At 47.3% G+C, this 21,972-nt stretch carries 25 protein-coding genes and 6 pseudogenes; 16 read left to right on the top strand and 15 right to left on the bottom strand.

Annotation, left to right across the window (positions count from 1 at the left end; genetic code table 11):
• From ESM_RS0101405 to ESM_RS0101390, 4 genes are all read right to left on the bottom strand, one after another.
• Window positions 1-1,461, bottom strand: coding sequence for a mannitol dehydrogenase family protein (locus tag ESM_RS0101405; protein ID WP_000527834.1), 1,461 nt, complete (start codon window positions 1,459-1,461; stop codon window positions 1-3).
• A 126-nt stretch (window positions 1,462-1,587) separates the two neighbouring features.
• Window positions 1,588-2,922 (bottom strand): MFS transporter, encoded by a 1,335-nt coding sequence (locus ESM_RS0101400; protein ID WP_000255059.1) that lies wholly within the window; start codon window positions 2,920-2,922, stop codon window positions 1,588-1,590.
• A gap of 59 nt (window positions 2,923-2,981) precedes the next feature.
• Entirely contained in the window at window positions 2,982-4,196 is a 1,215-nt protein-coding gene (rspA, locus tag ESM_RS0101395) for a starvation-sensing protein RspA (protein ID WP_000706280.1), read from the bottom strand.
• 215 nt (window positions 4,197-4,411) lie between these two features.
• Complete coding sequence (locus tag ESM_RS0101390; RefSeq protein ID WP_001516354.1) at window positions 4,412-4,738, bottom strand: YnfA family protein; 327 nt, start codon at window positions 4,736-4,738, stop codon at window positions 4,412-4,414.
• 134 nt (window positions 4,739-4,872) lie between these two features.
• On the opposite strand from ESM_RS0101390, the gene ESM_RS0101385 reads away from it, so the two are divergent.
• Both ESM_RS0101385 and speG read left to right on the top strand, forming a co-directional pair.
• Window positions 4,873-5,214, top strand: coding sequence for a DUF1283 family protein (locus ESM_RS0101385; protein WP_001027860.1), 342 nt, complete (start codon window positions 4,873-4,875; stop codon window positions 5,212-5,214).
• Between the two features lie 34 nt (window positions 5,215-5,248).
• Window positions 5,249-5,809: a spermidine N1-acetyltransferase gene (speG, locus tag ESM_RS0101380; protein ID WP_000199502.1), complete on the top strand. Its 561-nt coding sequence runs from the start codon at window positions 5,249-5,251 to the stop codon at window positions 5,807-5,809.
• Window positions 5,810-5,811: 2 nt separating this feature from the next.
• Here speG and ESM_RS0101375 read toward each other — a convergent pair whose 3' ends face one another.
• Window positions 5,812-6,522, bottom strand: coding sequence for a YnfC family lipoprotein (locus tag ESM_RS0101375; protein ID WP_085947941.1), 711 nt, complete (start codon window positions 6,520-6,522; stop codon window positions 5,812-5,814).
• Between the two features lie 106 nt (window positions 6,523-6,628).
• Here ESM_RS0101375 and ESM_RS0101370 point away from each other — a divergent pair, with 106 nt between their 5' ends.
• The 4 genes and pseudogenes from ESM_RS0101370 (at window position 6,629) to clcB (ending at window position 9,275) form a co-directional block, all read left to right on the top strand.
• On the top strand, window positions 6,629-6,937 hold the full coding sequence (locus ESM_RS0101370) for a DUF1161 domain-containing protein (protein WP_000799836.1): 309 nt from the start codon (window positions 6,629-6,631) through the stop codon (window positions 6,935-6,937).
• Window positions 6,938-7,084: 147 nt separating this feature from the next.
• A pseudogene (locus tag ESM_RS1000000128945) lies at window positions 7,085-7,168 on the top strand (hypothetical protein); the annotation flags it as partial.
• Between the two features lie 42 nt (window positions 7,169-7,210).
• Window positions 7,211-7,825 carry a Tat proofreading chaperone DmsD gene (gene dmsD / locus ESM_RS0101365; RefSeq protein ID WP_000148720.1) on the top strand — a complete coding sequence of 205 codons (615 nt, stop codon included), beginning with the start codon at window positions 7,211-7,213 and terminating at the stop codon, window positions 7,823-7,825.
• 157 nt (window positions 7,826-7,982) lie between these two features.
• Window positions 7,983-9,275 carry a voltage-gated ClC-type chloride channel ClcB gene (gene clcB / locus ESM_RS0101360; protein WP_071985624.1) on the top strand — a complete coding sequence of 431 codons (1,293 nt, stop codon included), beginning with the start codon at window positions 7,983-7,985 and terminating at the stop codon, window positions 9,273-9,275.
• Here clcB and bioD read toward each other — a convergent pair.
• The 3 genes and pseudogenes from bioD to ESM_RS01000000123720 form a co-directional block, all read right to left on the bottom strand.
• The gene (gene bioD, locus ESM_RS0101355) at window positions 9,228-9,923 is read right to left on the bottom strand and encodes a dethiobiotin synthase (protein ID WP_000919218.1); all 696 of its coding nucleotides are present in this window, start codon (window positions 9,921-9,923) and stop codon (window positions 9,228-9,230) included. The genes clcB and bioD overlap by 48 nt on opposite strands.
• A 125-nt stretch (window positions 9,924-10,048) precedes the next feature.
• Window positions 10,049-11,269 carry a sugar metabolism global transcriptional regulator Mlc gene (gene mlc, locus ESM_RS0101350; protein WP_000225254.1) on the bottom strand — a complete coding sequence of 407 codons (1,221 nt, stop codon included), beginning with the start codon at window positions 11,267-11,269 and terminating at the stop codon, window positions 10,049-10,051.
• Window positions 11,270-11,406: 137 nt separating this feature from the next.
• Window positions 11,407-12,296 (bottom strand): annotated as a pseudogene (locus tag ESM_RS01000000123720) (LysR family transcriptional regulator).
• A gap of 106 nt (window positions 12,297-12,402) precedes the next feature.
• Here ESM_RS01000000123720 and ESM_RS0101340 point away from each other — a divergent pair.
• The gene (locus tag ESM_RS0101340) at window positions 12,403-13,656 is read left to right on the top strand and encodes an MFS transporter (protein WP_000091861.1); all 1,254 of its coding nucleotides are present in this window, start codon (window positions 12,403-12,405) and stop codon (window positions 13,654-13,656) included.
• Between the two features lie 47 nt (window positions 13,657-13,703).
• On the opposite strand, the gene ESM_RS1000000129585 is transcribed toward ESM_RS0101340, so the two are convergent.
• A complete protein-coding gene (locus tag ESM_RS1000000129585) occupies window positions 13,704-13,808 on the bottom strand; it encodes a KPN_01571 family protein (protein WP_212632918.1) in 105 nt (34 codons plus the stop codon).
• Window positions 13,809-14,077: 269 nt separating this feature from the next.
• Between ESM_RS1000000129585 and asr the strand changes: the two genes are divergently transcribed.
• The 3 genes from asr (at window position 14,078) to ESM_RS0101325 (ending at window position 15,480) form a co-directional block, all read left to right on the top strand.
• Window positions 14,078-14,383 (top strand): acid resistance repetitive basic protein Asr, encoded by a 306-nt coding sequence (gene asr, locus ESM_RS0101335; protein WP_000756318.1) that lies wholly within the window; start codon window positions 14,078-14,080, stop codon window positions 14,381-14,383.
• A 92-nt stretch (window positions 14,384-14,475) separates the two neighbouring features.
• Entirely contained in the window at window positions 14,476-14,559 is an 84-nt protein-coding gene (locus ESM_RS01000000123715) for a hypothetical protein (RefSeq protein WP_000233090.1), read from the top strand.
• 99 nt (window positions 14,560-14,658) lie between these two features.
• Window positions 14,659-15,480 (top strand): trypsin-like serine peptidase, encoded by an 822-nt coding sequence (locus ESM_RS0101325; RefSeq protein WP_001260827.1) that lies wholly within the window; start codon window positions 14,659-14,661, stop codon window positions 15,478-15,480.
• A gap of 38 nt (window positions 15,481-15,518) precedes the next feature.
• Here the strand turns inward: ESM_RS0101325 and mdtI are convergent, their stop codons facing one another.
• From mdtI to ESM_RS1000000129580, 3 genes are all read right to left on the bottom strand, one after another.
• A complete protein-coding gene (mdtI, locus tag ESM_RS0101320; protein ID WP_000046672.1) occupies window positions 15,519-15,848 on the bottom strand; it encodes a multidrug/spermidine efflux SMR transporter subunit MdtI in 330 nt (109 codons plus the stop codon).
• On the bottom strand, window positions 15,835-16,200 hold the full coding sequence (gene mdtJ / locus ESM_RS0101315; protein ID WP_000276139.1) for a multidrug/spermidine efflux SMR transporter subunit MdtJ: 366 nt from the start codon (window positions 16,198-16,200) through the stop codon (window positions 15,835-15,837). Before mdtJ ends, mdtI begins: the two co-directional genes overlap by 14 nt.
• Window positions 16,201-16,305: 105 nt before the next feature.
• Window positions 16,306-16,476, bottom strand: a complete 171-nt coding sequence (locus ESM_RS1000000129580; RefSeq protein ID WP_085947940.1) for a protein YdgV — start codon at window positions 16,474-16,476, stop codon at window positions 16,306-16,308.
• Window positions 16,477-16,601: 125 nt separating this feature from the next.
• On the opposite strand from ESM_RS1000000129580, the pseudogene ESM_RS1000000126035 reads away from it, so the two are divergent.
• Window positions 16,602-16,898, top strand: a pseudogene (locus tag ESM_RS1000000126035) (AI-2E family transporter); the annotation flags it as partial.
• Here the strand turns inward: ESM_RS1000000126035 and ESM_RS1000000128760 are convergent.
• Window positions 16,896-17,177, bottom strand: a pseudogene (locus tag ESM_RS1000000128760) (antirestriction protein); the annotation flags it as partial. The pseudogenes ESM_RS1000000126035 and ESM_RS1000000128760 overlap by 3 nt on opposite strands.
• Before the next feature lie 73 nt (window positions 17,178-17,250).
• On the opposite strand from ESM_RS1000000128760, the pseudogene ESM_RS1000000126030 reads away from it, so the two are divergent.
• Window positions 17,251-17,424: pseudogene (locus tag ESM_RS1000000126030) on the top strand (DUF4113 domain-containing protein); the annotation flags it as partial.
• A gap of 140 nt (window positions 17,425-17,564) precedes the next feature.
• Here ESM_RS1000000126030 and ESM_RS0101300 read toward each other — a convergent pair.
• Window positions 17,565-18,527: a ParB family protein gene (locus ESM_RS0101300; protein ID WP_000756325.1), complete on the bottom strand. Its 963-nt coding sequence runs from the start codon at window positions 18,525-18,527 to the stop codon at window positions 17,565-17,567.
• Complete coding sequence (locus ESM_RS0101295; protein WP_000817642.1) at window positions 18,524-19,729, bottom strand: AAA family ATPase; 1,206 nt, start codon at window positions 19,727-19,729, stop codon at window positions 18,524-18,526. Before ESM_RS0101295 ends, ESM_RS0101300 begins: the two co-directional genes overlap by 4 nt.
• A gap of 373 nt (window positions 19,730-20,102) precedes the next feature.
• Between ESM_RS0101295 and ESM_RS0101290 the strand changes: the two genes are divergently transcribed.
• The 4 genes and pseudogenes from ESM_RS0101290 to ESM_RS1000000126015 all read left to right on the top strand — a co-directional run.
• Window positions 20,103-20,315, top strand: a complete 213-nt coding sequence (locus tag ESM_RS0101290) for a hypothetical protein (protein ID WP_000402945.1) — start codon at window positions 20,103-20,105, stop codon at window positions 20,313-20,315.
• Between the two features lie 173 nt (window positions 20,316-20,488).
• Window positions 20,489-20,740 (top strand): type II toxin-antitoxin system Phd/YefM family antitoxin, encoded by a 252-nt coding sequence (locus tag ESM_RS0101285; RefSeq protein ID WP_001132895.1) that lies wholly within the window; start codon window positions 20,489-20,491, stop codon window positions 20,738-20,740.
• Window positions 20,737-21,024, top strand: coding sequence for a type II toxin-antitoxin system RelE family toxin (locus tag ESM_RS0101280; RefSeq protein WP_001270422.1), 288 nt, complete (start codon window positions 20,737-20,739; stop codon window positions 21,022-21,024). The genes ESM_RS0101285 and ESM_RS0101280 overlap by 4 nt, the downstream gene beginning before the upstream one ends.
• A 1-nt stretch (window position 21,025) precedes the next feature.
• A pseudogene (locus tag ESM_RS1000000126015) lies at window positions 21,026-21,437 on the top strand (DDE-type integrase/transposase/recombinase); the annotation flags it as partial.
• Between the last annotated feature and the right edge of the window lie 535 nt (window positions 21,438-21,972).

Genomic DNA, 21,972 nt, shown 5'->3' with positions numbered 1-21,972 from the left:
TTACGCCACGGTATATTTTGCCACGGTTGCTTTCGCGCCTTCAGTCAATAAAGACAAATACGCCTCTGTTACTTTATCTGTGAATAAAGCATTGTTCGGCAAATCGTTACCAAAGATCGCCTCAATCGCTATCAATGCCCGCACGCGTTCTTTCCCTTCCTCACTATTTTGTACGGTCTGCTGGATCACAGACAATAACGGGTCGCTGATCTCAATTGGATTACCCAGCTCATCTACACCGCCGACATAACGCATCCAACCCGCGACACCAAGCGCCAGGAGATTAAATGAACTGCCATGCGCCAAATGCCAGCGCACAGAATCCAGCATACGTTGTGGCAGTTTCTGACTACCATCCATCGCAATCTGCCAGGTTCGATGGCGTAAAGCAGGGTTACTGTAGCGCTCAATCAATCGGTTAGCATAATCTTGCAGATCCACCCCCTGCACTTTCAGCGTCGGTGCCTGTTCCTGCAACATTAATGTAAGCGCTGCACGGCGATAATTATCATCTTCCATACAATCATTAATATGCTGATAACCCGCCAGATATCCCAGATAAGCCAGGAAGGAATGGCTGCCGTTGAGCATACGCAGTTTCATCTCTTCATATGGCAGTACATCACTAACCAGTTCGGCTCCCGCTTTTTCCCATTCCGGGCGTCCGGCAACAAAGTTATCTTCAATCACCCACTGGCGGAAAGGTTCACAGGCAACACCTGCCGGATCACGCACACCGGCGAGTTGTTCGATTTTATCCAGTGTTTCTGCCGTGACCGCGGGTACAATGCGATCCACCATTGTCGATGGGAAAGTCACGTTTTCTACAATCCATTGCGCCAGTTTTTCGTCGACAGCACGCGCATAAGAAGTGACAACGTCACGCATAACATGACCATTCTCAGGCATGTTATCGCACGACATCACCGTAAATGCCTGTAACCCTGCCGCTTTACGTCGTGCCAACGCCTCGACGATAACCCCTGGTGCCGTTTTGGGCTGGTGAGGATTGTTCAGATCAGCGACGATCATTGGGTGATCCAACATTAACTGGCCGCTCGCCGGTGAGTGGAAATAACCTTTCTCCGTAATTGTCAGGGAGACAATAGCAATTTGCGGTTCACACATGGCAGCCAGTACCGCTTCCAAACCGTCGATTTGCACATGCAGCGCTTTTTTCACTACGCCAATGACACGAGCAGTCCAGGCATCTGCGGACATCTCCGCAACGGTATAGAGATTATCTTGCTGCTTTAGATCGACGATTTGCTGTTCCCCGCCGATTAAGTTGACCTCATAATATCCCCAGTCACTGAAATGTTCAGCGGCAAGAATATCGGCATACACGCCTTGATGCGCGCGATGAAATGCGCCAAAACCTAAATGAACAATTCGAGGTATCAAATTATTACGCTCATAGACAGGAAGCGTAGCCTTCGCTGATAACAAATTATTTCCCATGATCCCATATCCTAATTGTCAATAATATTCTTGACTATATGTAATTCTGCTTTACACATTTAACAATAAAACGCTTACATGCCTCATAAAAATCAAGGTGACACTTGTCACCTTGAATAATTTATATTAATGCTTTGCCCACTCCTGATATTCTGATTTTAATTTTCGTGGCGCAGTTTCTGGCATCAGAATCAAACCACCAATAGAAATAACACCAAGAACAATCACATAAATAGCCATGCCATAATAATGACCACCGGTAACCTGAAGGATTTTTACTGCAACCAACCCCAATACTCCGCTACCTATTAATGAACCTAATTGCCAAATTAGAGCAATACCACTGCACCGAATATGGGTTGGGAATAACTCAGGGAAAAAAGATGCCTGCGGTGCATAACACATGCTATGACCAAAACTAATGACAATTATCATTACCAACTGTGTTAGCCAGAAGTTATCTTGATTGATAGCCAGGAAAAAAGGAATAATCATGATAACTTGTAATAAAGCGCCCATAATATAAACAGGTTTACGACCAATCTTGTCACAAAGCGCCCCCATTAAAGGAATTGCGAACACTTCTATAATGACGGCGACAATCATCGTCTCCATTAAAATATTAGCATCCAGATTGTTAGCTTTCCCGTAAGCCAATACAATTACAGTAAACATCGCGAATGTACAGGCTTCAATCAGTTTTGCGCAAACGCCTTTTGCTACAATGCCAGGATAATCACGTATAACTTCAATTAGAGGGCGAGACTCCTCTGCTTTTGTTTCCCTAATTTGAGCAAATACAGGAGACTCATCAATTTTTAAACGAATAAATAATCCTACGATTACAAGTAACAGGCTCAATAAAAATGGAATACGCCAACCATAGTCCATCATCGCTTCTGGAGTTAACGTCGCATTGAGTATTGCGAATAATGCCATCGGAAGTAAAAAGCCTACTGGAGCACCAATCTGAACCCAACTGGCAAAAAAACCACGTCGTTTGGGCTCAGCATATTCAGCAGTCATCAATACAGCACCAGCCTGTTCGCCTCCAACCCCAAAACCTTGTAAGACTCGTATAAATATTAATAATGCCGGAGCCCATATACCGATCTCTTCATAGGTTGGTAGTAACCCAATGCAAAAAGTGCCCAATCCAACAATTAAGATCGTAATAACCAATGCTTTTTTTCTTCCGACTTTATCACCTATATGCCCAAATACAATCCCTCCCAGAGGTCGAGCAAGAAAGCCAACAGCATATGTGGCAAACGCGGCCAGTGTACTAATTAAAGGATCATCACTGGGGAAAAATAAATGACCGAAAAATAATACTGCCGCTGTGCCATAAGCAAAAAAATCGTAGTATTCAGCAGCAGTACCAATCGCTGAAGCCGACGCAACACGTCGAACGACAGGTGTATTTTTGATTTCATTTTTTATATCGACGGAACTAACCATAAAAATATACCTTTGTAGGATTGAGGAATAATCAACATCCATGTCGCAAGTTTTTTACCTTACCAGTTCCATAACGTGCCATCTTCCAGACGTGCGACTGGCAGATAAGCAGGTTCGTAGGGATATTTCGCCGCCAGCTTTTCATCGAACTCAATGCCAATACCTGGCTTGTCACCCGGATGCATATAGCCGTTATCGAAGCTCCAGTTGTGCGGGAACACTTCGAGCATTTGTTCTGAGTAGCCCATGTATTCTTGTACGCCAAAATTCGGCACCCACAGGTCAAAGTGCAAAGCCGCAGCCATGCAGACTGGTGACAAATCGGAAGGGCCGTGTGAGCCTGTGCGCACCTGATAAAGCGAAGCAAAATCCGCAATCCGACGCATACCGGTAATGCCGCCTGCATGGGTCAGCGTGGTACGGATATAGTCGATAAGTTGCTCTTCAATGAGCTGTTTGCAGTCCCAAATGCTATTGAATACTTCACCCACCGCAATTGGCGTGACGGTATGTTGGCGAATCAGACGGAAACACTCCTGGTTTTCTGCGGGGGTCGGATCTTCCATCCAGAACATGCGAAAATCTTCAATGCTTTTACCAAAGCGCGCCGCTTCAATAGGCGTTAAGCGATGATGCATGTCATGCAGCAAATGTTCATCAAAACCAAACTTGTTACGTACCGCGTCGAACAGTTTTGGCATGAAGTCGAGATATTTTTCCGTTGACCACAACTGCTCTTCTGGCCACTGCCCTTTGGTTGCAGGTTCATAGGCCTGCCCTTTTCCTTTGGACATACCGTAAGTCGTTTTCATGCCAGGAATACCGCACTGCACGCGGATGGCCTTGAATCCCAGTTCCTGATGACGGGCATAATCATCCAGTGCCTCATCAATACTGTGACCGGTGGTATGGCAATAGACCATCACCCCTTCGCGAGACGCGCCGCCGAGTAACTGGTAAAGCGGCATGTTGGCAGCTTTGGCTTTAATGTCCCATAGCGCCATATCAACGGCTGAAATGGCCGACATAGTCACCGGACCGCGACGCCAGTAAGCGCCTTTATAGAAAAACTGCCAGATATCTTCGATACGGTGGGCATCGCGGCCTATAAGTTGCGGACACAGGTGATCCTGCAAATAGGACGCAACGGAAAGCTCGCGTCCGTTGAGAGTGGCATCACCAAGACCGGTAATACCGTCCTCGGTGGTGATTTTTAAGGTGACGAAATTACGCCCCGGACAGGTAACAAAAACTTCAGCCCCTACAATCTTCATGTTCTATTCCTTGCATCGCTTATCGTGATGCATGAAATCTACGCAACTGAGCTACTACCATACAAGTATGAAGATCAAAAAAAGCCAGAACGATCACAAAAAAAAGCGCATATTTGCGCCATGAATAGTTCTAAAAATAGTCAAAGCTTATTGTTTTTCAGTGCCCTGAAAACGCGTATGTCATTGATAATAAAATATCTTATAGACCAGAAAAATCAGGCACGTCCCCAGCCAGCAACAATAATCAACATACCGCAAAGCGCAATTATCGCGCCTGTCCAGTCGTAGAGACTGAGCTTCACCCCATCCACCACACGCAGCCAAATCAACGCCGTACAGACATAAACGCCACCATAAGCCGCATAAACTCGCCCACTTGCTGCGGGATGTAACGTTAACAGCCAGACAAACAGCGCCAGGGAAATCCCCGCCGGAACCAACAGCCAGACGCTGGCATTTCGTTTCAGCCATAACCAGGGTAAAAAGCAACCCATGATTTCACACAGGGCAGTAACAAAAAACAGTAACGTTGTTTTAATCATCTTTGTCACTTATTGACATCATGTATATTTATAGGGCGACATAATATCATCAACATATACATCCTTCTGTTACGTTTCGTGTTCACAGTGGATCGTGTAAAATCGCCTTTAATCATTCATACAAGGAATGAATCATGAATATCACTCTCTGCAAAAAACTCAGCCTGCTCGCTTTTCTGCTGCCTTGCGCACTGGCATTTAGCGCAACTACTCATGCAGAAACTAACAAACTGGTGATTGAATCTGGCGACAGCGCACAGAGTCGCCAGCAGGCGGCGATGGAAAAAGAGCAATGGAATGACACGCGTAATCTGCGTCAGAAAGTCAACAAACGCACCGAGAAAGAATGGGATAAAGCTGACGCCGCATTCGATAACCGCGATAAATGTGAGCAGAGTGCCAACATTAATGCCTACTGGGAGCCGAATACTTTACGCTGTCTGGACCGTCGTACTGGCCGCGTAATCATCCCCTAACCTGTTATTGATATAAGGAATGTAAGGACACGTTATGACAAGCGCCCACAGTGTTAAGCTACGTCCGCTGGAGCGTGAAGATTTACGCTATGTGCATCAACTCGACAATAACGCCAGCGTAATGCGTTACTGGTTTGAGGAACCCTACGAAGCCTTCGTTGAACTCTCTGATCTGTACGATAAACATATTCACGATCAGAGTGAACGCCGTTTCGTCGTGGAATGTGATGGCGAAAAAGCCGGTCTGGTGGAGCTGGTGGAAATTAACCATGTCCATCGCCGCGCTGAATTTCAGATAATCATCTCCCCGGAATACCAGGGTAAAGGTCTGGCAACCCGCGCCGCGACATTAGCGATGGATTATGGCTTCACTGTTCTTAATCTCTATAAACTTTATCTGATCGTCGATAAAGAGAATGAAAAAGCGATTCATATTTACCGTAAGCTCGGTTTTACGGTCGAAGGTGAACTGATGCATGAATTCTTTATTAACGGTCAATATCGCAATGCCATTCGCATGTGCATATTCCAGCATCAGTATCTGGCGGAACATAAAACGCAGGGGCAGACTCTACTGAAACCGACCGCGCAATAGCATTAATAATAATCAATGGTATTTTTGATGGTGTAAACCCGTTCGACAGCGGGTTTTTCCCCCTCATCCACAATGATTAATTGGCAGTCCACCGGATTGGCGTGGCTGTCATATTCACAGGTCTGCCTGATATTACCAACCTGTTGATTATTCAGCAAAGTAATGGCCGTATAATCGAGTTTTTTGATCGGATCCTTTGACGGTGTCGCGGTGACAGATAACGTTTTGTCGTTGCTTATTGTCGTTTTACCCAGCGGATACCCCTGGCCATCATACCGATACTCCATCTTCATCTGTTTACTGCTGGCTTTAACCACGAAGCCATTATCATCGGTTTCCCAACTCACCCCTGCGGAAGGTAATTCCGCTAACTGACATTTCCCCTGTAAACGTACTCGCTTCTCCAGCGTCTGTGCATCACGGTAATAATTTGCGTCTAACACCAGGGCAACTACAGTATTATTCTCCAGATCCAGCAATTCGAGAGAATCAAAACAGCCTTCTTCCGATAAAGTACCTGAAACGCGCTTCGTTACTTCCCCTTGCTCATTTATTAATGTCTGAGTGAAATCCTTAACCGGACCACGCAGCGGATCAAAATCGAATTCATTAGAGAAACTGGCCATCTCTGGCGTAAAAGAGAGCGTTACTTCTGTGCGGTCACATCCTGTAAGCGTTATCGCGAGCAAACATGGCAGTAATTTGGCATTCACATCAGTCACCTGACAGTAAAGATGATTCTCAATCATAGTAGCAAATACAGTAATTTACACGTGAAATGCTATGCTTAGGTAGTAATATTCATGTAAGGAGCCAATGATGAAAAACGTCGCCTGTAGTGCCGCACTTCTGCTCGCCCTGGCCTCATCCACAGTGCTCGCCGCGTCGGATTCTTGTGAGCGTATAAAAAGCGATATTTCACAGCGCATTATCAATAACGGCGTCCCGGAAAGCAGCTTCACTTTAAGTATTGTGCCGAATGATCAGGTTGATCAGCCTGATTCACAGGTCGTCGGGCATTGTGCCAACGACACGCATAAAATTCTCTATACCCGCACCACCAGCGGTAATGTTTCTGCCCACTCTCAACCAACCCATGATAGTGGCCCTGCCGAACCGCAGCAATAAACCTGTGGCTGCCTGATACGACGCTTACGCGTCTTATCAGGTCTACGTCCAGGTCTGGCGCGTGTGGTATTGTTATGCACTGGTCTAAGATGCAGGCTGTGTTCACTAATCCACGCCATAACCCTTGCCGGGTTTGTGCGGGAATGAATCCTCATACCTGATGGCGAGATGATCGGGCGTGCGCTCTTTTATGGCCTGCATATGACCGTCGGAATGGCCGTCGCAGGTTAACAAATTAGTGCGGGTTACCCCGCACGTTTCAGGATGATAAGAATGACGCATTTTTCACAACAAGATAATTTTTCTGTCGCGGCGCGCGTGCTGGGCGCGCTGTTTTATTACGCTCCAGAGAGTGCAGAAGCCTCTCCGCTGGTTTCTGCGTTAACCGGCGACGGCTGGGATACCCAGTGGCCCTTGTCACAAACGTCATTAGCACCGCTGGTAACGACTTTTAAGGAAGAGTGTGAAGAGTCGCGTAATCAGGCCTGGCAACGGCTGTTTGTCGGCCCGTATGCGCTACCGTCACCGCCGTGGGGATCTGTCTGGCTGGATCGCGAATCGGTGCTGTTTGGCGATTCTACATTGGCGCTCCGTCAATGGATGCGCGAAAAAGGCATTCAGTTTGAAATGAAACAAAACGAACCGGAAGATCATTTTGGTTCACTGCTATTGATGGCAGCATGGCTGGCAGAGAACGGTCGCCAGACCGAGTGCGAAGAATTGCTGGCGTGGCACCTTTTACCGTGGTCGACACGTTTCCTTGAGGTGTTTATCGAAAAAGCAGAACACCCTTTTTATCGCTCACTCGGTGAGCTGGCCCGTTTAACACTGGCACAATGGCAGTCACAATTGTTAATTCCTGTCGCGGTTAAGCCTCTGTTTCGTTGAATAATCGTTAGTATGACCGAAAGGCGGTAACTGCACGCCTTTCGGATAAAATAAGTGACAACGTCACGATTAATTTCTCATAAAGCACATACAGCTTTTGCTCCAGACCCCTTTTCCCGCAAAATAGATGCCTGTGTTTAATTTGCCATTTCTGCTCATGCATCATCTACACATCTACCCGGATCTACGCACCATGTTCCGCCGTCTGTTTATTGCGACGGTGATCGGTATTCTCGCGGCTCTTGCCGTCGCAGGGTTTCATCATGCGATGCTGTTGCTGGAGTGGTTGTTCCTGAACAATGATTCCGGAAGTCTGGTTAATGCTGCCATGAACCTTTCGCCGTGGCGTCGCCTGCTAACTCCGGCACTTGGCGGACTGGCAGCAGGTCTATTGCTGATGGGATGGCAGAAATTCACGCAACAACGCCCTCACGCGCCTACCGATTATATGGAGGCATTACAAACCGATGGGCAGTTTGATTATGCCACCAGTCTGGTCAAATCTTTCGCGTCTTTGCTGGTGGTGACGAGCGGCAGTGCCATTGGACGTGAAGGTGCGATGATCCTGTTGGCAGCGCTTGCCGCCTCCTGGTTTGCACAACGTCTTACACCGCGTGAAGAGTGGAAATTGTGGATTGCCTGTGGCGCTGCTGCGGGGATGGCTGCGGCCTATCGCGCCCCGCTTGCCGGAAGTTTGTTTATTGCTGAAGTGCTGTTTGGCACCATGATGCTGGCCTCTCTCGGTCCGGTGGTAATTTCCGCCGTAGTGGCACTGCTTGTCAGCCATCTTCTTAATAATAGCGATGCTTTGCTCTACAGCGTGCAACTCTCAGTAATAGTTAAGACCCGTGACTATGCGCTGATTATTAGTACTGGTGTACTGATGGGACTGTGCGGTCCACTGTTTTTAAAGCTAATGAACGCCAGTCATCGGGGCTTTGTTAATCTCAAACTTGCGCCCCCCTGGCAACTGGCATTGGGAGGTTTGATCGTGGGACTGCTTTCCCTGCTCACACCGGCTGTGTGGGGCAACGGCTATAGTACGGTACAATCCTTTTTAACTGCCCCGCCACTGCTTACGGTCATTGCAGGGATCTTTCTTTGCAAACTTTTTGCCGTGCTGGCCAGCAGTGGTTCCGGCGCGCCAGGCGGTGTGTTTACGCCAACACTATTTATCGGACTGGCTATTGGTATGCTGTATGGTCGTAGCCTGGGGTTATGGCTTCCTGGCGGAGAAGAAATTACGCTGTTACTCGGGCTAACCGGGATGGCAACACTACTGGCTGCAACCACGCATGCGCCAATTATGTCGACATTGATGATATGCGAAATGACCGGGGAGTATCAGCTACTCCCCGGTTTATTAATTGCTTGTGTGATTGCGTCAGTAACGTCGCGGACGTTACACCGTGACTCTATCTACCGCCAACACACTGCGCAGCATGGGTAAGCGGATGTATTGCCCCAGTTCACGCTGTTCTGCGCGCGGCAAATAAGGCAGTTCGCCAATGAGCGGTGCCGGGAGTTTTTTACCCAATACATCTATGATTTCAGCGTAATGTGCTAACCCTGGGTTGATACGGTTAGCCACCCAGCCAATGAGCGGAAGACCATCGTTCGCAATCGCCTGTGCGGTCAGAAGCGCATGGTTAATACAGCCTTCCTGAATGCCCACCACCATCAACACCGGTAGCTGCTCCTGAACCACCCATTCAGAGAGCGGACGCAGGTCATTCATCAGACTACGCCAGCCGCCAGTGCCTTCGACCACCACATGGTCGACTTTATTCGTCAGGTTAGCCAGACCATTTGAAATGAGGGTGTAATTGATCGGGCAACTGTGCGCCACACTACTTTCTTCTTCGCTTAACGCAATGGGATTGACTGCTTCATAAGGCAGTTCAATAGATGAAACACTCTGCAACACCAGGGCATCTTTATTACGTAGCCCATCGGGTGTCTCTTTGCTCCCCTTCGCTACGGGTTTATACCCCGCAACCGTTTTTCCCTGGGAGGCTAACGCTTGTAGCAATGCGCGGGAAACCACCGTTTTCCCTACAGAAGTGTCTGTACCTGTTATAAAGAAACGCTTCAGCATCACTAACTCCACCGTTATGCTTCACAAATATAAGCCAGGAAAATAATTCAACTTTGGAAGTCTAAGTTATGCTTTCCTGCCCCAATTTGAGATAGCGCAAATTTTGGTAGAACAGTTAAAAAATGTTAACCCTGCAACAGACGAATCAACAAAGAACCGTTATACATAGCGTCTTTTACCAATGCGGCTCCCGCCATCGTCCCCTGATTAGAAAACTGAGTGCTTTCGACGCTAATGTGCTGGCTGTAGGCAGGAAGCGCCTGCTGACGGATGCTGTCAGAAATGACAGGGAACAGGATTTCTGCCGCTTTGCTTAACGGCGAACCAATCAGTATTTTTTGTGGGTTAAATAAATTCACCATGATGGCAAGAATGCGCCCAACATGCGCCCCCACACCGGTAATAATATCTTTTGCCAGCAGATCGCCCCGCAGTGCCGCCTGGCACAATGAGTCCACGGTTAACGGCTGTCCGTGTAACATCGAACTCATGGATTGATTCAAACGTAATTGCGCCAGTTCAAGAATGCTGTCAACACTGGCGATGGTTTCCAGGCAGCCGTGGTTACCGCAATAACAGCGTTTTCCATAGGGGTCGACCTGAGTGTGGCCTATCTCCACAAGGCTACTGCTTCCTGCGTGTAACAGATGACCATCGGTAATCACACCCGCTCCCACATTGTGATCGATAACCACCTGAATCACATCGCGCGCTCCGCGGGATGCGCCGAACAAGGCCTCGGCCATCGTCCATGCGCTGATATCATGCTGAATATAAACCGGTACACCGGTATGCTGCTCAAGCGCTTCACCGAGCGGCATCTCTTTTACGTCCTCGTAGAACGGCATACGATGTACAATACCATTTTCCGTATCAATAATTCCCGGCATGGTAATGGCAATAGAAGTCAGGCGCTCGAGTTTTTTCTGATGGCGAATAAAAAACTGATCAATATGAGTAATGATGCGATCCAACAGCGGTAATTCATCCTGCAGCGCCAACTCCAGCGAGTCTTCCACCACCAACTTGCTGCTTAAATCACGCAGTGCAAGAAAAATCTCGCCACGACTAATACGCAAAGAAAGATAGTGCCAGGCTTCCGTTTCTACTACCAACCCCACCGCCGGACGGCCACGGTTTCCAGCCTCTTTAATTTCCAGCTCTTGCACCAGGTGCGCTTCAAGCATTTCGCGGACAATTTTGGTAATACTGGCTGGCGCGAGCTGCGCCATGCGAGAAAGGTCGATACGCGAAATGGGACCAAGCTGATCAATCAGGCGATATACAGCACCTGCGTTGGTCTGCTTTATTTGATCAATGTGCCCCGGCTGGTTTTCAGCAACCACCTCATACTCCCTATATTTTCGCGCTCCGAAATAATCTGTAGGCTATGGTGAAGCACTTCAATGCGTAACGTCAAATTTTTACTTAGCCATGTGATTGACAGCACATTTTTCGGGATTTTTTGCTGAATTTTTCCTCATCAGAGAGCATTCAGTAGCTGAATACGAAAGTTACGTGCTGCCGGGCTTTGTTCATGATGTTTTGGCCAAACCAGCCACATCTCAGAAACCGCATCCTCTTCCGCAATAGATACCCAACGCATTTCATTGAGTTGTACGCGTTTGAAAGATGCGGGCAAAATCGAAACGCCAAGACCCGCGGAAACCAGGCCGATGATAGTCATCGCCTCGCCGACTTCCTGGGTGATGACTGGGGTGAGATTGTAACGTCGCATCAGGCCGAGAATGTCATCATACAGCCCCGTCCCTACGTGCGGATCAAAAAAACAAAGGGTTCTTTTGCCAGTTCTGCCAGCGTTACATTCGATTTATTGGCCAAAGGATGATCATGCGGGATCATCGCCATAAGTGGTTCATGCACAATGACCGCGTGGTCCAGCGTCTCCGGCAACACAGTATTTCGTAGCAACCCCATATCCAGCGTCCCTTCGATAAGGGGTGCTATTTGCTCGCGGGTGTTCATCTCGCGTGTCTGCAAATGAACATCAGGAAATTCGCGACGAAACAGCGATAAGGTATCAGATACTGCGCGAATAAATGGCGCTGATGAGGTAAAGCCAATGCGTAACTCTCCCGCCTCTCCCTGATGCAGGCGTTCAGCGCGAGCGGCAGCGTCATCCACCATAGACAGGATTTGCCGACTATCAGCAAGGAACTGCTTCCCTGCTGCCGTCAGCATTACGCTGCGATTGGTTCGTGCCAGCAGTCGCGCGCCAATTTGTTGCTCCAGTATCTGAATCTGCTGGCTTAGCGGCGGTTGTGAAATATTCAGTCGGGCAGCAGCGCGACCAAAATGCAGCTCTTCCGCAACAGCAATGAAGTAACGAAGGTGGCGCAATTCAATATTCATATTTTAAACATCTTATTTGAGACTATTAATATATTAGACATAACAATTCGATTTTCCTAATCTATTCCTAATCCCACATCACGGGCATATTTAGCAAGGATTTCAAGTGAGTCGTACTACAACTGTTGATGGCACTCCGGCAAGTGACACTGACAAGAAAAACCTTTCCCGGACAAACGAATTCATTAAACGCGGTACGCCGCAATTTATGCGTGTTACTCTAGCTCTATTCTCGGCCGGGCTGGCAACCTTTGCGCTTCTTTATTGTGTGCAGCCTATTCTTCCGGTGCTTTCGCAAGAATTTGGCTTAACGCCTGCTAACAGTAGTATTTCACTGTCAATTTCAACGATCATGCTTGCCATTGGTTTACTATTTACTGGCCCACTTTCCGATGCCATAGGTCGCAAGCCGGTGATGGTGACGGCACTACTGTTGGCCTCCATCTGCACGTTACTTTCGACGATGATGACTAGCTGGCACGGTATTTTGATTATGCGCGCCTTGATTGGTCTGTCGTTAAGCGGCGTAGCTGCCGTTGGCATGACCTACCTTAGCGAAGAGATCCACCCCAGTTTTGTGGCATTTTCAATGGGGCTGTACATCAGCGGCAACTCAATTGGCGGTATGAGTGGGCGCTTAATCAGCGGGGTATTTACTGACTTCTTTAACTGGCGAATTGCTCTGGCGGTTATTGGCTGTTTCGCTCTGACCTCAGCGTTAATGTTCTGGAAAATCCTCCCGGAGTCACGCCATTTCCGCCCATCCTCGTTGCGCCCAAAAACGCTGTTTATTAACTTCCGTCTGCACTGCCGTGATCAGGGATTACCCTTATTATTCGTCGAAGGTTTTTTGCTGATGGGGTCGTTCGTCACTCTGTTTAATTACATTGGTTATCGGTTGATGCTTCCCCCCTGGCATGTCAGTCAGGCCGTGGTTGGCTTATTATCGCTAGTCTATTTGACTGGCACCTGGAGTTCGCCAAAAGCAGGCACCATGACTACCCGCTTCGGTCGTGGTCCGGTGATGTTATTTTCGACAGGTGTCATGCTTTTTGGCCTTCTCCTGACATTGTTCAACCCACTGTGGTTGATTTTTGCCGGTATGATGCTTTTCTCTACAGGATTCTTTGCCGCTCACTCTGTCGCCAGTAGCTGGATTGGCCCACGTGCTAAACGCGCCAGAGGCCAGGCTTCCTCGCTGTATCTATTTTGTTACTATCTGGGTTCAAGTATTGCAGGGACATTAGGTGGCGTCTTCTGGCATAACTATGGCTGGAACGGCGTCGGTGCATTTATTGCCGTGATGTTGGTGGTCGCTATTCTGGTCGGAACACGTTTACATCATCGCCTGCACGCCTGAAAAATAAGCCCGGACTGAGTTAAAACCTGTCCGGGCTTATTGTCTGCTCAACTCAACGTTAATAACCATCCCAAAATAGACGAAGTGCCGGCCATTTCCCGCAGTGCATCTAACGCCATCAGGATAATAAGCACCCAAATAAACGGATTCATTTTGCTGTGTGTCATTTATTGTTAATACACGGTGATTCTACCAATTTATAGGTAATGAAAAAGTTAAGTCAATCAATACTACCGATATTGGTGGGAAAATCTCCTTAAGTCACAATGCGTTATTATTTCTCACGTCATCGCTACTCGCTTTGTACATATCGTTACATGCCGAAACCAACCACTCACGGAAGCCTGCTATTTCCAGAGATATAGTCATTACATCGGCCCCGCAGTGGGGTTGCATAAAAAACCAAATTGAGGGTATGACAATGAAAAAAGTATTAGCTCTGGTTGTTGCCGCTGCTATGGGTCTCTCTTCTGCTGCCTTTGCCGCAGAGACTGCGACCACGCCTGCTCCGACTGCTGCTACCAAAGCAGCACCTGCAAAAACCATTCATCATAAAAAACAGCATAAAGCAGCGCCCGCCCAGAAAGCGCAAGCGGCTAAAAAACATCATAAAAAAGCAAAAACTGAACAGAAAGCACCTGAGCAAAAAGCACAGGCCGCCAAAAAGCACAGCAAAAAACACAGCCAGCAACAACCGACAAAACCTGCAGCACAGCCAGCCGCATAAGTTTTCGACAGCAATAGTGGCGCGCCCCCTCGCGCCTGAAAATTACGGTGCTAAGCGGGTAACGTTTAGCACCGCCTTTAGCGGAGGGTACTATGGTGGGCCGTTATCGCTTTGAGTTCATTCTTATCATCCTTATTTTATGTGCGCTGATTGCCGCCCGTTTTTATCTTTCCTGAGCGTAGTTATCTGATTTTACTCCCACTTTCATCCCGTCCCGTCTATAGTATTTACGAGGGTTTGCTTTTAATAATCATAATTACTCGCCAGAGTGTGATATGCGTACAACCATTGCTGTAGTACTGGGTGCAATTAGTCTGACATCTGCATTTGTGTTTGCGGATAAACCGGACGATCCTAAATCGGCTCATGATGAGGTCAGCACCCTATTTTTTGGTCATGATGATCGTGTACCGGTAAATAACACGACCCAATCGCCGTGGGATGCGGTTGGGCAACTGGAAACGGCCAGCGGCAATTTATGTACGGCGACGCTGATTGCCCCTAATCTCGCATTAACTGCGGGCCACTGTTTATTAACGCCACCAAAAGGTAAACCAGACAAAGCAATTGCGCTGCGTTTTGTTTCGAATAAAGGGCTATGGCGCTATGAGATCCACGATATTGAAGGTCGTGTTGATCCGACGCTAGGGAAACGGTTAAAGGCTGATGGTGATGGCTGGATTGTCCCGCCCGCAGCCGCGCCGTGGGATTTCGGTTTGATTGTGCTGCGCAATCCCCCTTCTGGCATTACGCCGTTGCCATTATTTGAGGGAGATAAAGCCGCGCTTACCGCCGCATTAAAAGCGGCTGGTCGTAAAGTGACTCAGGCGGGGTATCCCGAAGATCATCTTGATACCTTATACAGCCATCAAAATTGCGAAGTGACTGGCTGGGCGCAAACCTCGGTGATGTCGCATCAGTGCGATACCCTGCCGGGTGACAGCGGTTCGCCACTGATGCTGCATACTGATGACGGCTGGCAGTTAATTGGTGTGCAAAGTTCAGCTCCTGCAGCGAAAGATCGCTGGCGCGCCGATAACCGGGCCATTTCTGTCACCGGTTTTCGCGACAAGTTAGAAGAACTGACCCGGCAATAATGTTCAAACGCTGCCCGCATTGTCGGGCAGCGTGGTCATCAGGCGAGTTTCACCATGATCATTCCGGCCAATAGCAAGATCAGGCCAACCCAGCCTTTGCGATTTAAACGTTGACCAAACAAGATCCACCCCGCAGCTAAAGTGGCGGTAATACCAAACCCACCCCACAATGCATAGGCTACAGACAAGTCGATCCCTTTAACGGCCTGCGAAAGCGCGCTAAAGGCAGCAAGCACCGCCGCCAGCGAGAGCAAGCCATAAACTTTGCGGCGAAAGCCGTCAGAAAATTTCAAAAAGACGTTAGCCATGATTTCCAGCACAGTTGCCAGTGCCAACCAGGCGGCATGAACCCATTCAAACTGCGCCACGGTTCACCTCCAGCGAGGGTTTACGTACTTTGCGTGTACCAGATTTAATCAACACAATCCCGACAACCAGGGTTGTTAACCCGGCAATTTTTAGCAGCGATAAGCTTTCATCGAATAACAGAACGCTAAATAGCGTAATAAATAAAATACCGATGCCTTCCCACAGAGCATAAGCCACACCAAGCGCTATTTTTTTCACGGCGAAAGAAAGAAATATATATGACAGTGAAATCATCACCAGCATTAAAATAAATCCACCGTTACCGTTACTGACGCTCGCCCATTTCATTGACAGCGTTCCGGTAATTTCTGTGGCAATAGCCAGACCTAATAAAGCCCAATAAATATACATCGTCCTTCCCCTGCAAGAGAATTATTTTAATGTTCGCTGAATTCAGCGAAACCAAAGAAAAGTATTCAGTCCAGCGCAGAGCGCCAGCTTTGACAGAAGAAAGGACTAAAGCGCGTTGCGCCAGTGTTGCTCGCCTGCGAGCAAGATGCTGGATGAGGTACGAAGATGGGTAAATGTAGAAAATAACGTCCTGAACAAATTGTCCATAATATTACAATTATCCGCAGTGTTGCTTCTCGTCATCGCGGATGATAATTGTCCTCGGTAGTTGTACACGCCTGATTTGTATCATAGCTTAAGAATTAACTCAAAACATTTTCATATCTTTACCTGAGTAGTTTGATTTTCGTTATAATGCCGCAGAAAAAATATTATTCGCGAAGAAAAAAACGGGGATAAACATGGCAAAGCCGATCATCACGCTCAATGGCCTAAAAATCGTCATTATGTTGGGAATGCTGGTCATTATTCTCTGCGGTATCCGGTTTGCCGCCGATATCATCGTCCCCTTTATCCTCGCCCTATTTATCGCAGTCATTCTTAACCCGCTGGTACAACGCATGGTTCGCTGGCGAGTACCGCGCGTACTGGCGGTGTCGATTTTAATGACCATCATCGTAATGGCGATGGTGCTTATGCTGGCCTATCTCGGCTCAACACTCAATGAACTGACCCGCACTTTGCCACAGTATCGCAGCTGTCACAATGATGCCTGCGGCATCGGCGCTGACCGTACGGTCAAACCAGTTTTCACCGTTGACCAGATGAAAACGGTCGCCATCCGGCATCATGTAACCGCCACCGTCCGGCAGGCGGATGAAGTGCCAGAATCCGCCTTCATATTCCGGCATCATTTTTTTCGCCAGCGCGTACACAGATGCCTCGGCATACAGAAAATCGTTGCCAAACAGGTAAGGCAGAAAAGACAGACGGTCGATTTCTTCAACGTTCAGAATGACAGATTTTGCATACTGCATGGGATTTCCTCCGTTGTTCACATATTCCGCGGCACCGCCAGCACACGACACGGCGGCCACATAAGTGACTGCTCCCCGGAGCAACAGTAACCAGCCGTTGAAAGTCGTGGACAGCATTAACCATTCCGGTCTGGGGAAAGTGTGGTTTGCAGGCCGAGGCATTGCGCCAGAAAGGCAGATAAAGCGTGAGATGTTGTCACCGGCATACACTACCCGCTGGAACGAACTACCGGTCGCCAGACTTTGAAAAAAAGAAATTTATGGTGATTTCACTATGAAAGAATTAAAAAAAATACTTTATATTCAGTGAAATAAGCATGAAAAAAGCGTGGTGAAAATTGCAAAAAAAGGATGCCATTTAGCATCCTGATATTAACCCGGCATACCCTATTCAGGCAGTTTTCTTAGAATGTTTTTTATAGCCTCATCGATTTCTAACTGCACCTCATTAGATATGCGGGAGAACTCATAAACAACAAGACGCTTTCTGGGGTCAGTCTTCTTTCTGGCAAATTGGTTACGATCAGAAAACTCTTTCAACTTCTCAGTTTCAACTGTTTTTACAGGCCGGTCTGTAAGCAATTTTCCTTCAGACCTGAAGACCGCCAGGATTTTGCTTTTCTCAATTGTTGGATAGTCGGGTAAAGCCATCAGTTTTTGGCGAACTCTATCCATAAACTCTTCCACTGACATTTTTTTGTTGGTTGCCTTTTCAGACAGTTTCAACAAAAATTGATAGTCCGACAACGAAATATCATTGATTACCGGAAATACAGAGATCATTTCATCCGGTACTGATGCCGCCTGAAATGCGCGTGTTACTTTTGCCGGAGAGATGCTTTCAGCCTGAGCGATCTCTTCTTTTGTCATACTTGCCCCATAAGTAACTTCAAGGCGTTTTCCTAGTTCTCGGAGGCTATGCTCTCTGGCTGTCTGTATATCTTTTGCAAGTTGTCTCGCGTCGGCAATATCAATACTGTCTTTTGTAACCAGTATTTCGAATTTTACGTTGTTATAGATACAGGCAGCGCGACGACGCGTACCGTCTAATACTTCAATTCGTCCATCTACTTCCCGACCAATAGCCGGAAAAAATTGCTGAAGTTTAATCGTACGAGTTATGTCACTAACTGACTCACGCGAAAGCATAGTCTGATCGCGTCCATTAACAGATGCATCAACGAACGTTTTAGATTCTATATCTCCGCTTAATACAACCGTTTTAATGAATTTTGCTTGTTTCCCAGACTTAAGAGTAAACGTTTTGATCTCTCCGTCACCTTCAAGCATGCGAGCGAACTCTGAATTGCTATTGCCGAGAACTCGCCCTCGAGCTAAAACCTTTTTCATTTAGATGCTCCCCGAATGTATTCAATGCGGTCAAAAACGGCTTTAGTAAATCGTTCCGCTTCGGTACGAGCTTTTTTCAATGCCTCTGCACTTCCAGGATATGAAACAGGGTTAGCACTGATGATAGTGTCAAAAGATTCACCACATCGTTCGAACCCGTCCAGTCTCGGAAGCGATGAGTCAAGAATATTACTCGCATACACTTCACGAGCCAGGCTATGGGAAGTTTCGTGATCGCGCTTACTGGTCATTTTGGACATAAACCCTATGCTCGCACTCAGGCGGGGCTCAACGCCTTCTTCTTCCAAACGTTCTAGCATTTCAGGTAAACGAGTCAAATATTTGAGAGTTGAATGGAAATCAACTTGCGCCGGGGGAGTAGGGGTGAGAAGTAAATCACTCGCCGCCAGGCCATTGAGAAGAAATGGATCAAGATGAGGGCCAGTATCAATAAAGACAAAATCATAATCATCAGCGATACGGTCAATGATGGTTTTCCTGAGTACTTCAGAAGGCTTAAAACCAGGAAGGTGTTCAGCAACCAAAGACTCCCATTGGCTTGCTACGAAGCCGTCATCAATAGAAGCAGGGATGACATCAACGCCAGGAATCATAGTGGGTCGGATAACCGCTTCTCGCAGTGTTTCAGCATCGAGATTATTTAGCATTGCCTGGGCGGCAGTTTCAAGGACTGTACCAATACTATGGGTATGGTCCAAAAACATAGTGCTGGACGCCTGCGGGTCAAGGTCGATCACAAGGATACGAAGGTCATGACGCAGCAAATCCGGATGTACTCGTAGTGCATGCGCCAGCGTTACTGTACTGACGGTTTTTGAAACCCCACCTTTCAAGTTGACGACAAAAATTACGTAAGGTTCTTTATGAACATCGCGATATTTTGGTATCTGTCGGTGAGCGTAAATATCAATAACGTTCTGAATTGTTAATGCATATTGCTCGACGTTGCCTACCCGCTTTTTATTAAATTCATAGCCACTTTCTTCCATTTCTTTAACGGCCAGTTCTACGATGCGTCGGCTCAGCTTCGGCAATTTTGCGACCGCATTACGAGTATATGTTTGATGATACTCTGTCAGATTGAATTCTTTTCTTTGCTCCTCAATATCCCGACTCATGGCCTGAAGTAGAGCACTTGCTCTGAGCGCTATGGTACCGACACTACCGTAATCTCGTTTCATAGTTTTCCTCTGAGATAGATTCCCTGCCCATATATTGCGTACAAAGTTCAATCACATTGTACACAAACATGAAAGACGTACAACATATTTTGCATTGCCATTAAATTATCGTACGTTGCAAGTCACCATTCACATCAAACCGCATAGTTAGACATTGTCTCTGAGCAGGCGAGGGGTTAGACAAGACCGTTGGGCGCGTCAGAGTGTTATATTAGGATACGGGTAGGTGACACCCACCTCTGGCACAGAACGGACATTCATTGATGCCATGCCAGAATGGACGTTCAGGTTATTCCGTCCAGTTCTGCTGGCAGCGCGAGATCTCCCCTGGTATAGTGATGCCACGGCAAAGTGCTTAAACAGGGATAATATGATGGAAATCAAGGCTCAACAGTTTGTCACATCAACGGGGCGGCAAGTCCTTACTGACAACGGACAACAAGGTATGGGCGGCGTGGCGGGTATCGGTTCCACGACTGAAAAGCATCAGGGGCGCGTGGCGGAAGCAATTTTTGCGAACTGCGCGGAACTGGATAACGACCAGCTTAACGAGATCATCGAGTGGGTTCGGCTCTATCAGAGCTGAATGCCATCATCAGACTGCGCAAGCGGCCTTTTTTACGCCCCTTGTTTAATTCCCGCACTACCGGGACATTCAGGTGATTCTGTCCATCTGTATAAAAAACAACAAAAAGACTTGTTAACAGGTCATATAAGGAGTATCTTTGAGACTGGTTAAATAGTCTTGAAAGGTGGCCTATGCCTAACATTATTCTCAGTGATACAAGCGCCAGTGTCAGCGAGCTGAAGAAAAATCCGATGGCGACAGTCAGCGCCGGTGATGGTTTCCCGGTCGCTATCCTGAACCGTAATCAGCCTGCTTTCTACTGTGTACCCGCAGAGCTGTACGAAAAGATGCTCGATGCCCTAGACGATCAGGAGCTGGTTAAACTGGTAGCCGAACGCAGCAACCAACCGCTGCATGATGTAGACCTGGATAAATACCTATGAGGTATCAGGTAAAATTCAGGGAAGATGCGCTGAAAGAGTGGCAAAAAATGGACAAGACTATTCAGCAACAGTTTGCGAAAAAGCTAAAAAAGTGCTGTGACAATCCGCATATTCCTTCCGCAAAACTTCGCGGGATAAAGGACTGCTACAAAATAAAATTACGTGCGTCAGGTTTTCGCCTGGTCTATCAGGTGATTGACGAACAATTAATTATCGCTGTTGTAGCTGTGGGTAAACGTGAGCGCAGTGACGTTTATAATCTTGCCAGTGAAAGAATGAGATAATTCACGGCGGATTATCGGTTCAGCCCTCTCATTAACCGCTGATGCTGAGTTGGTGTGTAGGGCTTTGTGTAATGCACTGGAAACACGACCGCGTGATGGTCGCCTGCTGTTTCATTCAGATCAAAGTGTTCAGTATAAAAGCAATAAATACAGAAAGTTACTCTGGCGTTATGGGGTAATGCAAAGTATGAGTCGCAGAGGGAATTGTCTGGATAATTCGCCGATGGAAAGAGTCTTTCGCAGCCTTAAAAGTGAATGGCTTCCGAAAGGTGGTTATGGTGATTGCCATGCAGTACACGAATAAATCAGTGGATAAATGCTTATTACAACGTTTATCGACCTCATACAAACAATGGTGGTTTATCGCCTTGCCGCATGAAGAAAAATGGAAACAGGTTATTCCAGTGTCCTGATTTTATGATCCACTACACATTCCTGACGAACGCCACTGCATAAATCACATTGCACATCCTCAGAGAGTACGCAGTATAGGAGGGGTATATATACATTATCGGTATATCAGGCGACTTCTGTCTGTATGTTGTCGGTGCTCGCCGCAGACCGGTGACCGGCGAAGCCCGCGAACCGGCGAGGAAGCGCAATATATCTGTAGTTACAGTGAGCAGGTACGCCCTGAAGCCCTTTCATAAAACGGTTGTGTGCGCTGTCCTTCCGGAATGATTTATCCACATATCCGGCGGTCCGATCCAGTAAACAGATCCATGAATGATCAACAAATGATCCATTAAAGATCCCCATATCGCTGCAAACCTTGTCACTCATGGGCCGGGACCACGATCACATAAGCGGTGGCATGTTACTGATAAACTGTAACATGCTAATGATAAGCTGTATTCAGTAATCCATATACTGAAGTAAGTTAATGACATAAACTATGGTCAGTACGCCAGACTCAGTTGTTAAATACAGGCTGCAGGTTTTTCTTCA

The organism is Escherichia sp. TW09308, from assembly GCF_000208565.1.
In the GTDB taxonomy this organism is placed as follows: domain Bacteria; phylum Pseudomonadota; class Gammaproteobacteria; order Enterobacterales; family Enterobacteriaceae; genus Escherichia; species Escherichia marmotae.
Note: the sequence above shows the minus strand (reverse complement) of the source record. Positions and strands in the feature narration are given on the sequence as shown.

Excerpts from the sequence above, each read along its gene's own strand:
- ESM_RS0101405 (WP_000527834.1), bottom strand. The coding sequence starts at position 1,461 with ATGGGAAATAATTTGTTATCAGCGAAGGCTACGCTTCCTGTCTATGAG.
- ESM_RS0101400 (WP_000255059.1), bottom strand. The coding sequence starts at position 2,922 with ATGGTTAGTTCCGTCGATATAAAAAATGAAATCAAAAATACACCTGTC.
- rspA (WP_000706280.1), bottom strand. The coding sequence starts at position 4,196 with ATGAAGATTGTAGGGGCTGAAGTTTTTGTTACCTGTCCGGGGCGTAAT.
- ESM_RS0101390 (WP_001516354.1), bottom strand. The coding sequence starts at position 4,738 with ATGATTAAAACAACGTTACTGTTTTTTGTTACTGCCCTGTGTGAAATC.
- ESM_RS0101385 (WP_001027860.1), top strand. The coding sequence starts at position 4,873 with ATGAATATCACTCTCTGCAAAAAACTCAGCCTGCTCGCTTTTCTGCTG.
- speG (WP_000199502.1), top strand. The coding sequence starts at position 5,249 with ATGACAAGCGCCCACAGTGTTAAGCTACGTCCGCTGGAGCGTGAAGAT.
- ESM_RS0101370 (WP_000799836.1), top strand. The coding sequence starts at position 6,629 with ATGAAAAACGTCGCCTGTAGTGCCGCACTTCTGCTCGCCCTGGCCTCA.
- dmsD (WP_000148720.1), top strand. The coding sequence starts at position 7,211 with ATGACGCATTTTTCACAACAAGATAATTTTTCTGTCGCGGCGCGCGTG.
- clcB (WP_071985624.1), top strand. The coding sequence starts at position 7,983 with ATGCATCATCTACACATCTACCCGGATCTACGCACCATGTTCCGCCGT.
- bioD (WP_000919218.1), bottom strand. The coding sequence starts at position 9,923 with ATGCTGAAGCGTTTCTTTATAACAGGTACAGACACTTCTGTAGGGAAA.
- ESM_RS1000000129585 (WP_212632918.1), bottom strand. The coding sequence starts at position 13,808 with ATGAATCCGTTTATTTGGGTGCTTATTATCCTGATGGCGTTAGATGCA.
- asr (WP_000756318.1), top strand. The coding sequence starts at position 14,078 with ATGAAAAAAGTATTAGCTCTGGTTGTTGCCGCTGCTATGGGTCTCTCT.
- ESM_RS01000000123715 (WP_000233090.1), top strand. The coding sequence starts at position 14,476 with ATGGTGGGCCGTTATCGCTTTGAGTTCATTCTTATCATCCTTATTTTA.
- ESM_RS0101325 (WP_001260827.1), top strand. The coding sequence starts at position 14,659 with ATGCGTACAACCATTGCTGTAGTACTGGGTGCAATTAGTCTGACATCT.
- mdtJ (WP_000276139.1), bottom strand. The coding sequence starts at position 16,200 with ATGTATATTTATTGGGCTTTATTAGGTCTGGCTATTGCCACAGAAATT.
- ESM_RS0101300 (WP_000756325.1), bottom strand. The coding sequence starts at position 18,527 with ATGAAAAAGGTTTTAGCTCGAGGGCGAGTTCTCGGCAATAGCAATTCA.
- ESM_RS0101295 (WP_000817642.1), bottom strand. The coding sequence starts at position 19,729 with ATGAAACGAGATTACGGTAGTGTCGGTACCATAGCGCTCAGAGCAAGT.
- ESM_RS0101290 (WP_000402945.1), top strand. The coding sequence starts at position 20,103 with ATGGAAATCAAGGCTCAACAGTTTGTCACATCAACGGGGCGGCAAGTC.
- ESM_RS0101285 (WP_001132895.1), top strand. The coding sequence starts at position 20,489 with ATGCCTAACATTATTCTCAGTGATACAAGCGCCAGTGTCAGCGAGCTG.
- ESM_RS0101280 (WP_001270422.1), top strand. The coding sequence starts at position 20,737 with ATGAGGTATCAGGTAAAATTCAGGGAAGATGCGCTGAAAGAGTGGCAA.